The 12,118-nt window shown below is 32.6% G+C and carries 10 protein-coding genes; 8 read left to right on the forward strand and 2 right to left on the reverse strand.

Translation table 11 applies throughout. The annotated features are described in order from the left end of the window. Positions 1-2 precede the first annotated feature (2 nt). Both M3P09_RS15010 and M3P09_RS15015 read right to left on the reverse strand, forming a co-directional pair. Positions 3-3,953: a DUF1592 domain-containing protein gene (locus M3P09_RS15010; protein ID WP_249973766.1), complete on the reverse strand. Its 3,951-nt coding sequence runs from the start codon at positions 3,951-3,953 to the stop codon at positions 3-5. 308 nt (positions 3,954-4,261) lie between these two features. Beyond that, a complete protein-coding gene (locus tag M3P09_RS15015) occupies positions 4,262-5,362 on the reverse strand; it encodes a formylglycine-generating enzyme family protein (protein ID WP_099565287.1) in 1,101 nt (366 codons plus the stop codon). A 113-nt stretch (positions 5,363-5,475) separates the two neighbouring features. Between M3P09_RS15015 and M3P09_RS15020 the strand changes: the two genes are divergently transcribed. From M3P09_RS15020 to M3P09_RS15055, 8 genes are all read left to right on the forward strand, one after another. Then, positions 5,476-7,038 (forward strand): arylsulfatase, encoded by a 1,563-nt coding sequence (locus tag M3P09_RS15020; RefSeq protein WP_249973767.1) that lies wholly within the window; start codon positions 5,476-5,478, stop codon positions 7,036-7,038. A gap of 56 nt (positions 7,039-7,094) precedes the next feature. Beyond that, complete coding sequence (locus tag M3P09_RS15025; protein ID WP_099565286.1) at positions 7,095-7,952, forward strand: YicC/YloC family endoribonuclease; 858 nt, start codon at positions 7,095-7,097, stop codon at positions 7,950-7,952. A 12-nt stretch (positions 7,953-7,964) separates the two neighbouring features. Beyond that, positions 7,965-8,555, forward strand: a complete 591-nt coding sequence (gmk, locus tag M3P09_RS15030) for a guanylate kinase (RefSeq protein WP_249973768.1) — start codon at positions 7,965-7,967, stop codon at positions 8,553-8,555. A 26-nt stretch (positions 8,556-8,581) separates the two neighbouring features. Continuing rightward, positions 8,582-9,160, forward strand: a complete 579-nt coding sequence (nadD, locus tag M3P09_RS15035; protein ID WP_249973769.1) for a nicotinate (nicotinamide) nucleotide adenylyltransferase — start codon at positions 8,582-8,584, stop codon at positions 9,158-9,160. A gap of 52 nt (positions 9,161-9,212) precedes the next feature. After that, positions 9,213-9,611 (forward strand): hypothetical protein, encoded by a 399-nt coding sequence (locus M3P09_RS15040; RefSeq protein ID WP_249973770.1) that lies wholly within the window; start codon positions 9,213-9,215, stop codon positions 9,609-9,611. 26 nt (positions 9,612-9,637) lie between these two features. Then, entirely contained in the window at positions 9,638-10,375 is a 738-nt protein-coding gene (locus M3P09_RS15045) for a lysophospholipid acyltransferase family protein (RefSeq protein ID WP_249973771.1), read from the forward strand. A gap of 9 nt (positions 10,376-10,384) precedes the next feature. After that, positions 10,385-11,377, forward strand: coding sequence for an acyl-ACP desaturase (locus tag M3P09_RS15050; RefSeq protein WP_099565282.1), 993 nt, complete (start codon positions 10,385-10,387; stop codon positions 11,375-11,377). Between the two features lie 68 nt (positions 11,378-11,445). Then, positions 11,446-12,105, forward strand: a complete 660-nt coding sequence (locus M3P09_RS15055) for an HD domain-containing protein (RefSeq protein WP_249973772.1) — start codon at positions 11,446-11,448, stop codon at positions 12,103-12,105. The last annotated feature ends 13 nt before the right edge of the window (positions 12,106-12,118 follow it).

Raw genomic sequence — 12,118 nt, forward strand, 5'->3', positions numbered from 1 at the left:
TATTAATTTTTGGCTATAGTGTTTTTTTCGTTAGCTATCTTTTTTAAAAAAGAATTGCTTTTTATAATTTCTTCTAAAACTGTTTTAAACTTATAGTTGTTAGCTTTCACTTTCTCAACAATACTGTTTAACTCTTTTTCGTCCGAAAAACTTACATCTCTTCCTAAGGCGTAAGCAAACAAGTGTTCTACAACCGACTTAGTAAATTCATCTTTTTTCTTTGTTAAAAGGTATTCTTTAATACCCGTAATACCTTCAACTTCGGTGCCATCTGGTAATTTAGATTTTGAGTCTATAAGGTTTCCTTTGTATGCTTTTCGAAACCTTCCTACTGCATCATAATTTTCAAAAGCAACACCGTAAGGGTCGATTTTTAAATGACAATCGATACAAGATACTTTATTTCTGTGTAATTCCAACTGTTCTTTTAACGTTAAGTTCTCAAAACCAGGAGTTTCCGGGTCTAATTCTGGAACATTTGGAGGTGGAGGTGGAGGTGCATCGCCTAGAATTTTTTCTTTTAACCATACAGCCCGTTTTATAGGGTGTGCTTGAACACCATCTGAATGACCTGTTAAAAAAGCACCTTGTGATAATAACCCTCCTCTATTTTTTTCTCTAGGAATAGCAACTGGCCTAAATTGATTTCCAACTACACCATCTAATCCATAAAACTCTGCTAAATTTTGATTTAACATGGCAAAGTCTGAGTCAATGAAATTTAAAATACTCATATCCTCTTTTAGTATATAGTGAATAAAGTTATAGGTTTCTTTAGCCATATCTGACTTAACAAATCGAGTAAAATCAGGATATAAATTAACATCAATATTAATGCTCTTTAATCTATCTACTCGCAACCATTCGTAAGCAAAAGCTTCAATCATTTTTAAAGTCTTTGGGCTATCAATCATTCTGTCTATTTGATTTGACAGTTCATTTTTAAGCATTCCTAAAGAAGCCAGTTCAGTTAATTTCTCGTCTGGAGGCGAATTCCATAAAAAATAAGCCATTTTTGCTCCCAAGAAAAAATCATCATTAAACATTTTAGGTCCTGAATTTTCAGATTCCAATAAATATAAAAAGTTAGGTGAGCATAAAATAGCTACTAAAACCTCTTTAACACTATCCTCATAAACCACAAAATCATCTTTTATTGTGTTCCAAAAATTAAAATAACGTTCTAACTCGCCATCTACTAAAGGACGCCTGAAAGCCTTTTCCATAAATTTCTTGAGGACTTCTGCGGTATAAACTTGGTAGTTATTTTTATTAGGTGAATCGAAAAATATAGCAGTATGACTTTTTGTAGGCCAAACAGGATTATAAGGCGTTTCTAGTTCTATCGATTTAATTAATAGTGCAGGGCCATTCTCTTCTTTATTTTTTACTAAATGATTATTCCACAAACCAACTATCATAGTATTGGAGAATGGTTCCGTCTCTATAGGGTCGTAAACCGGAACTGGTAAATTTTCTAATTGACCTTTAAATTCAAAAGTTTTGAAATCGCCTGCTTCAGAAGTTACTTCTTTACTTACATCAAAAGTTTGATAATCCATCCCATCATCTGTTCTAGTTGCAACAAATGCTTTAATGGATGGTACTAAATCTTTATATTGACTTTGATTCTTTTCAGCTTCTTTTTTAAGTGCCTTAGGAATCTCACTATCTTCAGGTAATGGTGTAAATCTTATGTTTTTATAGCCTACAAAGAAACTGCCTCCTATCATAATTTTATACTTTCCCTTTCGTAAATAGGCTAAAGTAACTGGTGTTACTATTTCTGTTTCATTTTCTAAATCCTTTGATATTTGTAAACGCTCTTCAATCTTATTAAATCTATCAATCCTTAAAAGAAAAGAGGGCATGTTTTCTTGAGACAAATATGGGTGTACTAAATCTACTTGATAAAAGCTATCCTTTGGAATTTTAATTTCAAAGCGTGAAGATGTAACTGAGTCAATTCTAACAGGTACTAACAAACTATCCTTAAAAACTAAGTTACTATTCTCTTTACTATTTACAGCTAAAAGATTAATTGTGTTAGGCGTTACCTTTGCTGGTTTATTTTCTCTTAGTTCTATTAAGCCTTCTCCCCTTGTAATGCCATACCCCTTAGAAGCATTAACCCTTAACACGAAGTTCCCGTTTCTTGGATAATTGTTCTTTATCAACATTTTTGCGTTTGGTGATGGCCCCTGCCATGATCGTGGAGGCACATCTTTATGAGGAAGCGCTGAATATAAAATCATACCATCATCCTCAACAGCGTATCTATCACTGGCAGAGCCTCTCATGTCTACACCTATTCGCTTTTTTATTGAGTCTGTTACATCAAAATCAACACCATCGTTATCATAAAGGTCTACCTTAAAATCTTCATGCTTAACAGCTACCGATTGAAACCCGCCAAACTCTGCAGCCACCTTACCTTCTCCTATTCCTTTACCAAAAGTAATTTTATACTTTTTGGATTTAGGTTTTGGACCACTTACTATGGCTTTATCTAAAGCTTCTCGAGCTATTTTTTGATAATAATCAATATGTAATGTTGATATTTGAAGTACGTCTCCATTATTAGAAAAACCCATTTTAGATTTTCCATCGTCAGGTAACACATTTCCAAAGTTTATTGGTAATTCTAATAGTTGATTAAGCGTATTAGTATATTGAGCCTTTGTTAAACGCCTTGTAACACTTTTATTAGTTGCACTTTTCTTGTCAGCTGCATATTCTAAAGAGTTAGTAATCCAATCAACTACCATTCTTCGCTCTTCACTGGTTAATTGTGGTTTCTTTTTTGGGGGCATGTTACCTGCATTAATCTCATCTAGAGCCGAATGCCATTTTTCTGCATCCCCTCCATTTACCATATTCCAGTTTAATATATCGAGGCGAGTGTCTCCCTTTTGCTTTGTTGGCCCATGACATTGATAACAATACTTATCTAATATGGGCTGAATCTCATTAACATATTTTAAAGATGATTCTGTTGGTTCTGTTGACAACAAGCTTTCATTTAGCGCTAGTACCTGTTGTTCTTTTTCGTTTGCAGCTTCGGCTTCCTTCTTTTCTATTTCTGCAACTTGCTGTTTTAACTCAGGCTTAACACTATCTAAAGAGCGTGTTATCCAATCTATTATACTATTTCGCTCTTTATCTGTTAAAGGTTCTTCCTCCTCTGGAGGCATATTCCCTTCACTAACTTCTTTCAAAACATTTTTCCAAACTTTAACATTTTTAGCACTTATCATTTTCCACCCAACATTGTCTAAACGCAAATCTCCTTTTTGTTTATTGGCATTATGGCAATCAAAGCAGTTATTACTCATAATAGGGTGAATAGTATCTGCAAATACAAATGCTTCATTTATTTCATTATTGTTTTTTGAGCTACTAGACTCTTTTAATTCTTTAATAGAAGAAAGTATCGATTCTGCTTCGGTCTTTTCAACTCCAAAAAAATCTTTTAAACCTTCTGGCATATCCTTAGTTAAATAATTAGCTCCATGCGTTAAAGTGCCTCCATAATGCCCTGTAAATGAAAGAAGCACTACATTTACAACTAAAAACCATTGATACACTTTTACGTAATTCTTAGATTTTGAATACGCCCATAAACGAAAAACTAATAGCCATACACATAGTAAAGCTGTAAACCAACCTAACCATTTATGGAAAGCTAAAACTTCACTATTATAACCTCCTGTTGAAGCCAGAAAAAAACCAAATATAACAGCAGGTATTAAGCTAATCGCACTAAACCATAGTAATACTTTATTTGCATTATCTAAATTTAATTGGGGCTTAATTATGTTTATCACCTCTAAAAAAAAGACTCCTATTAATGCACCTATAGGCAAATGAAGAATTAATGGATGAAAGTTTCCAAAAAAGGTTATTACATCATTAGTCTCTTCAGAATTTATTGGCACCAATATTAGTATCAATAAAACTAAAGTAAAACTGCTCGCAAATAATATGGTTTTTTTCAAAAAATTATATCGTTGGTTTACTATCGCAATTTAGCTGACAACCAAGAAGTTCACAAATACTAAAAATACTAGAGATAATATTATTTTTGCTTTAGCATAGGTTTTTTTGTTAAATAAGTAGTTTTCCTATTACAATTCTATCTTTAGTTGAGCTGTGACGTATAATTAAAGGTCAAAAAGGTATTGGCAAAAAACAAGTGTTTTTCTACTTGAATTTTAGAAACAAAAGAAGTAATTGATGGTAAATATTTAAACCCCTACTATTATTTTATTAACATATCTGGAGTTGCAACTGTTCTGAATCCAATATGCTCAGATGAAGAATCTGTACTAGAACCCATTCTTGATGAAATCCTGTAACTAGCACAATACGTATAACTACACAAAAAAGAACCTCCTTTTATAACTTTTTCTTGTACATATGGGTTGCTAGGATTGTATGCTTTATTAGCGCCTTTAGGGTTAATGGTTGGTGTATTAGTTGAGGCCAATTCTTGATAATAATTAACATTATACCAGTCTGTAGTCCACTCCCAAACATTACCTGCCATGTCGTATAACCCAAAACTGTTAGCTGGATAAGATTTTACTGGAGCACTCCTTTCGTAGCCATCTTCCAGAGTATTAAACACAGGGAATTCGCCCTCCCAACTATTAGCTTTTTTAGACAATAAACTAATGTCGTCGCCCCAAAAATAAGTAGTATTCGCTTTTTTTCCTCTTGCTGCATACTCCCATTCTGCTTCAGTTGGTAATCGTCTTCCTGCCCATTTACAATAGGCTTGTGCATCTTCAAAAGAAATATGTGTTACTGGGTGATTTTCTTTTCCTTCTAATGAAGAATTAACACCACTTGGATGTTTCCAATTTACACCAATAGCCCATCGCCACCATTGAGAAAAATCATATAAGTTAGGAACTGATGTTTTTGTCTTTTTAAACATTAAAGATCCTGGTTGCAAAATAGTATCATGAGGTTTTGGTGTTCCTTCAGGTAACTGTTTTTTCATCTCCTCCCAATCAATTTCTCTTTCTGCTACAGTTATATAGCCCGTTTCATCAACAAACTTTGAAAACTGAGCATTAGTTACTTCAGTTATATCCATAAAAAACCCATCTATACTTACTTTGTGTTGAGGTTTTTCATGCATCATAGCGATTTCATCATGAGGAACAGCTCCTTGTAAAAAAGACCCAGCAGGAATCCAAATCATGCCCTTTGGAGGCTTATTAATTATGCTATCTATTTTACTAGCCTGTATTTTGCTATTGTTTATTTCAGTTTTACTAGAGTTTTTTTCCTTACAGTTTAAAAAAGCAACAAAACAAAGGCAAATTATAGCGCTATAAATATTAGTTTTCATTAAGTTTTGGTAAAAATTAACTGTAAAAATATTAATTTACTTTTACTAAGCCTTTATGTTTTAGAGATAAAGGCTTTAATTTGTGAATTACTATGTTATAAATGACACACACAATGCTAAAAACCAAGTACATTTTTTTCGCTTTTTTAATTTCATTTTATTTTTCTTCTTGTAATAAGAAAGAAAAGCAAACTAATAGAAACCCTGCAAAACCTAACATTATCTATATTTTAGCTGATGATTTAGGTTATGCTGAATTAGGAGCTTATGGTCAAGAAAAGATTGAAACTCCTAATATTGACGCTTTGGCTAAAAACGGCTTAATGTTTACCCAACACTATTCTGGTGCTCCTGTATGTGCTCCAGCTAGGGCATCATTACTTACAGGGAAACATTTAGGACATTCCTATATTAGAGGAAATGATGAATGGCGAGATAGAGGAAAAGTTTGGGATTATCGTGAAATGGCAAAAGACTCAACTCTAGAGGGTCAACGCCCTTTACCAAAAAACACTGTAACTATTGCTAAATTATTACAAGAGTCTGGTTATGCTACAGGAATTGTTGGGAAATGGGGTTTAGGCGCTCCAAACACCCATTCGTTACCAAATCATATGGGCTTTGATTACTTTTTTGGGTATAACTGTCAACGTCAAGCGCACACATACACACCTTTGCATTTATATGAAAATGAAATAAGATATCATTTAGCAAACGATACTGTTGCTCCGAACGAAAAATTAGAGAAAGGTGCAAACCCTAATGATCTTGCTAGCTATAAAAAGTATACACAGCCCTATTATGCTCCAGAAGTTTCGTTTGATAAAATGATCAACTTTATTGATTCTAATAAAAATAAGCCTTTCTTTTTATATTGGGCATCTCCTATTCCGCATGTACCATTACAAGCTCCAAAAAAATGGGTGGATTATTACGTTGATAAATTTGGAGAAGAACCTCCTTATATTGGCAACAAAGGATATTTTCCTAATCGTTATCCTAAAGCTACTTATGCCGCAATGATATCTTATTTAGATGAAAAAGTAGGTAATCTTATAGCTCACTTAAAATCGATTGATGAATATGATAATACGCTTATTATTTTTACCTCAGACAATGGTCCAAGTTACGCAGGCGGAGCAGATCCTATTTGGTTTAACAGTGCCAAGCCATTTAATGGCGAATACGGAAGAGGCAAAGGTTTTGTTTACGAAGGCGGTATTCGTGTTCCTATGATTGCTTCATGGGAAGGAAAAATTAAACCAAGTACTTCCACAAATCATATTTCTGGGTTTTACGATGTAATGGCTACTCTTTGTGACGTTGCTCAAATTGAGAGTCCTAAGGATACTGATGGGATTAGTTTTTACAATACTTTAATTCAAAAAGACAAACAAAAAACTCATGACTATATGTATTGGGAATTCCCTGAATATAATGGGCAAGTTGCTATTCGACAAGGAAAATGGAAATTTGTGTGGCCAAATATTAAAAAAGGTAATACAGATGTTGAGCTTTACAATCTTGATGAAGATCTTTTAGAAAAGAATAACATAGCAAAAGACCATCCAGAACTCATAGAGCGTTTTTATAAAATCATTAAAAAAGAACACACCACGCCTGAAATTGATAAATTTAAAATTGAAGCTTTAGAAAACATTATTAATTCTAAATAATACATTTCTAAACCTTAGGTTTTATTTACCTTTGTGCAACTTAATATATTTGGAATATGATACATTCAATGACAGGTTATGGAAAATCTGTATTGCAATTACCAACAAAAAAAATTACTGTTGAGCTTAAATCTTTAAACAGTAAAAACCTTGATTTAAACGCTCGAATGCCCTCAATTTATAGAGAAAAAGAACTTGCTATAAGAAAACTTCTTGCTAAAAAATTAGAGCGTGGTAAAATAGATTTTTCAATTTATGTTGAAACCACAGCTGAAGATACTTCAACCCAAATTAATGCGCCTGTTGTTAAACAATATATTAATCAATTAAAAAATGTAGTTGAGGGTAATGATGTAGATTTTCTTAAAATGGCTGTTCGTTTTCCTGATGCACTAAATACGGTAAGAGAGGAAATTGATGAGAATGAATGGAAGCATATTGAGGCAGAAATTGAAAACGCAATTACGGGCTTGAACCAACATAGGTTAAACGAAGGTGAAGTTTTAGAATTAGATTTTAATAATCGTATCAATAACATTGGTGAAATTCTTGAAGAAATCATTAAAATTGACCCAGAACGTGTTGAGGCTGTACGCGAACGATTGCTTAAAGGTGTTGAAGACTTAAAAGAAAAATACGACGAAAATCGTTTCGAGCAGGAACTCGTATACTATATTGAAAAGTTTGATATTACTGAAGAAAAAGTACGTTTAAAAAATCATTTAAATTATTTTACAGAGTGCTTAAACTCTAAAGATTCTAATGGGAAAAAATTAGGATTTATAAGCCAAGAAATGGGAAGAGAAATAAATACTATTGGCTCAAAAAGTAATTACGCACCCATGCAACAACTAGTGGTACAAATGAAAGACGAGCTCGAAAAAATCAAAGAGCAATTGTTGAACGTACTTTAAAATTTAATACTATTGATTAAAGATAACAACAACAAAAAGGGCAAACTTATCGTGTTTTCGGCACCGTCTGGTTCTGGCAAAACAACTATTGTAAGGCATCTATTAGGTGTTGAAAGTTTGAATTTAGAGTTTTCGATTTCGGCAACATCAAGAGAAAAGCGCGGTGAAGAAGAGCACGAAAAAGATTATTATTTTCTTTCAGCTAAGGCATTTAAAAGCAAAATAAAAAACGATGAGTTTTTAGAGTGGGAAGAAGTATATCGCGATAATTTTTATGGTACTTTAAAAACTGAAGTGGAACGTATTTGGGCAAAAGGCAAACACGTTATTTTTGATATTGATGTATCGGGAGGACTACGTATTAAGCGAAAATTTCCTGAAGAAACACTAGCTATATTTGTAAAACCCCCAAGTATAGATGAGCTTAAAATAAGATTAAAAAAACGCAAAACTGAAACCGAGGACAAGATAAATATGCGCATTGCAAAAGCATCTGCAGAATTAGCAACAGCACCTTTATTTGACGTTATAATTGAAAATGACAATTTAGAAAAAGCGCTTCACGAAGCCGAAGTTTTAATTAGTAATTTTATATCCAAATAATTATCGGAACTTAAAAAAGTATCATTATGAACATTGGATTGTATTTTGGTTCTTTTAACCCAATACATATTGGGCATCTTGTAATTGCTAATCATTTGGTAGAACATAGCAATTTAGACCAAATATGGTTTGTAGTAACACCACACAATCCGTTTAAAAAAAAGAGTAGCTTACTTGATAACTATCAGCGCTTAGAAATGGTTTATCGCGCCACAAAAGATTATAGTAAACTAAAACCAAGCGATATAGAGTTTAATTTACCTCAACCGAATTACACCATTAACACACTAACATATTTACAAGAAAAATATCCCGATTATAAGTTTTCTTTAATTATGGGCGAAGACAATTTAAAGAGTTTTCATAAATGGAAAAATTATGAATTAATACTCCAAAATCACCATATTTACATTTACCCAAGAATATCTAAAGGGCAAATTGAAACTCAATTTGATAATCATAAAAAAATACATCATGTTGAAGCACCTATAATGGAATTGTCTTCAACCTTTATTCGTAAGGCTATTAAAGCGGGAAAAAACATTCAGCCAATGCTTCCTCAACATGTATGGGAGTATTTAGATGAAATGAATTTTTACAAGTAATTCGTTTACGCAACCTTTTTATCTATTTCACATCTAATAATAAACCTTAGACATGAAAAACTCATCGCTTCTTTTATTTATACTTACAATTTGTTTATCATTAATGGCTTTTCAATGTGATGAAGATGATACACCACTTACTCAGGAGGAAGAACGCGAACAGCTAAATATTTCTAAAAAAGCCATTGAAGATTTAGTTGCCACATCTGTATGCAACGAGAATACCGAATGTAAATCTATAGCATTTGGAAGTAAACCCTGCGGAGGCCCATGGAGTTATTTAATATATACAACTTCAATTGATACAGAAAAGCTTAAATTATGGGTTGAGGATTACAATAAAAGAGAAGCCGAGTTTAATACTCAATGGGGTGCCATTTCAGATTGTGGAATAACGAATCCTCCATCAAGCATAAATTGCGAAAATAACGTCTGTATTCCTGTATATTAAAACTAAGTTTTTATGTATTTTTGGGCATGCTTAAACTATTGTCGTACCCACTAACTTTTCTCTATTACTTAGCTTTTTTATTAACTTTAGTAATATTCCACCCTATCCAATGGTTTTGTTTTAATGTTTTCGGGTATCAAGCACACAAAAAAAGTGTAGATGCACTACAGTTCTGGTTAATGCGTTGTGCAAATATTTTAGGAACTCGTTTTTCGTTTTATAACTCGCACAACATAGATACAAATCAACCTCTAATTATTGTTGCTAATCATCAAAGTTTACACGATATATACCCATTAACTTGGTATATGCGAAAATATCATCCAAAATTCATAAGTAAAATAGAGTTAGGCAAAGGTATCCCAAGTGTATCGTATAATTTGCGTCATGGAGGAGCAGCTTTAATAGATAGAAAAAATCCAAGACAATCACTACCTGCTCTTATGAAATTTGGCGAATATATTGAAACAAACAAAAGGAGTGCAGTAATTTTTCCCGAAGGGACGCGAAGTAAAAATGGCGTACCAAAACCTTTTCAAACTAAAGGTTTAGAAATTCTGTTTAAAAAAATCCCATCGGCTTTTGTAGTTCCTATTTCAATAAATAACTCCTGGGAAATAGTCCGTTTTGGTAAATTTCCTATGGGTCTAGGCACTCATATTACTTTTACTGTTCATAAGCCCATAAAAGTTAGTACCTTTGAAAACAAACTAGATCTTATAAATAGTATTGAAACCACTATAAAAGATCATATCCACCCTTAAAAAATATAGATGTCGTTAAAAAACGTACGATTAGAAGTGATGCAGTTTTTAGAAAAAGATGTTGAATCACTTATAGAAAAATACTTAATTCCGATTGAAAAAATATGGCAACCCTCAGATTTTCTACCGAACTCTGAAGGCGATAATTTTTTTGAAGAGGTTAAAGAAATTAGAGAACTCTCAAAAGAGTTACCTTATGATTTTTGGGTGGTTTTAGTTGGTGATATGATTACTGAAGAAGCTTTACCAACTTACGAATCATGGCTTATGGATGTTGAAGGTGTAAACCAAGTAGACAGAGAAAACGCTTGGGGTAAATGGGTACGCCATTGGACTGGTGAAGAAAATCGTCATGGTGATGTACTTAATAAATACCTATACTTATCTGGTCGTGTAAATATGCGCGAAGTAGAAAAAACCACACAGTATCTTATTGCAGATGGTTTTGATATTGGCACAGATAGAGATCCTTATAAAAACTTTGTATATACTAGTTTTCAAGAATTAGCTACATATATATCTCATAATCGAGTGGCTAAAATTGCAAAGAAAAGTGGCAATAAACAATTAGGAAAAATGTGCCAAATTATATCTGGTGATGAAATGAGGCACCACCATGCATATTCTGAGTTTGTTGAACGTATTTTTAAAGTGGATCCAAGCCAAATGATGATGGCATTTCATTATATGATGAAACAAAAAATTACTATGCCAGCTGTATTTTTAAGAGAATCTGGAGGTAAAATTGGAACTGCTTTCGAAGAGTTTTCAAATACTGCGCAACGTATTGGGGTTTATACTTCAAAAGACTATGTTGATATATTACAAAAATTAATTGATCGTTGGGAAATTGATAAAATTACCAATTTAACAGATGAAGCTGAAAAAGCAAGAGACTACTTAATGAAGCTTCCAAGCAGAATGCTACGATTGGCTGACAGAATTAAAATTCCAGAAAACTCATTTGAGTTTAAATGGGTTGAGCCAGCAATAATTAAATAGGTTATTAATTATATTTAATTTATAATGCAATTCCTTTCTTAATTGAAAGGAATTTTTATTTTTATGCTATGCATACTTCTAAAGAAATAATAAATAAAACCAAAGCCTTTGTAAAAGAAACTCTTACTAATGCAGAAGGAGGGCATGATTGGTTTCACACCCTAAGAGTATATAATAACGCTATACATATCTCTAAAAATGAAAATGTAGATTCATTTGTTGTTCAATTGGGAGCCTTATTACACGACATTGCCGATAGCAAATTTTATGACGGCGACGATACTATTGGTCCAAAAATAGCTCGTGAATTTTTGTTTAAAATAAATGTAGATTCTACTGTTATAGAACATGTTGTAAACATAATCGAAAACATTTCTTTTAATAAATCGCTGGAAAAAGGGCAAAAGTTTAAATCCTTAGAATTAGATGTGATACAAGACGCAGACAGACTAGATGCTATTGGCGCTATTGGTATTGCTCGTTGCTTTAATTATGGGGGTTTTAAAAACAGAAAACTTTTTGATCCTTCAATAAAACCCAGTTTAAAAATGACTAAGGCTGAGTATAAAACCTCTACTTCTCCAACCATTAATCATTTTTATGAAAAACTGTTACTTTTAAAAGATAAAATGAATACTAAAACTGGAAAAAGAATTGCTAAAGAACGCCATAACTATATGGTTGGTTTTCTAGATCAGTTTTATAGCGAGTGGGATGGTAAAGTCTAGCTAAAACAGTATT

The sequence above is a fragment of the Jejuia spongiicola genome (genome assembly GCF_023502325.1).
Taxonomy (GTDB): Bacteria; Bacteroidota; Bacteroidia; order Flavobacteriales; family Flavobacteriaceae; genus Wocania_A; species Wocania_A spongiicola.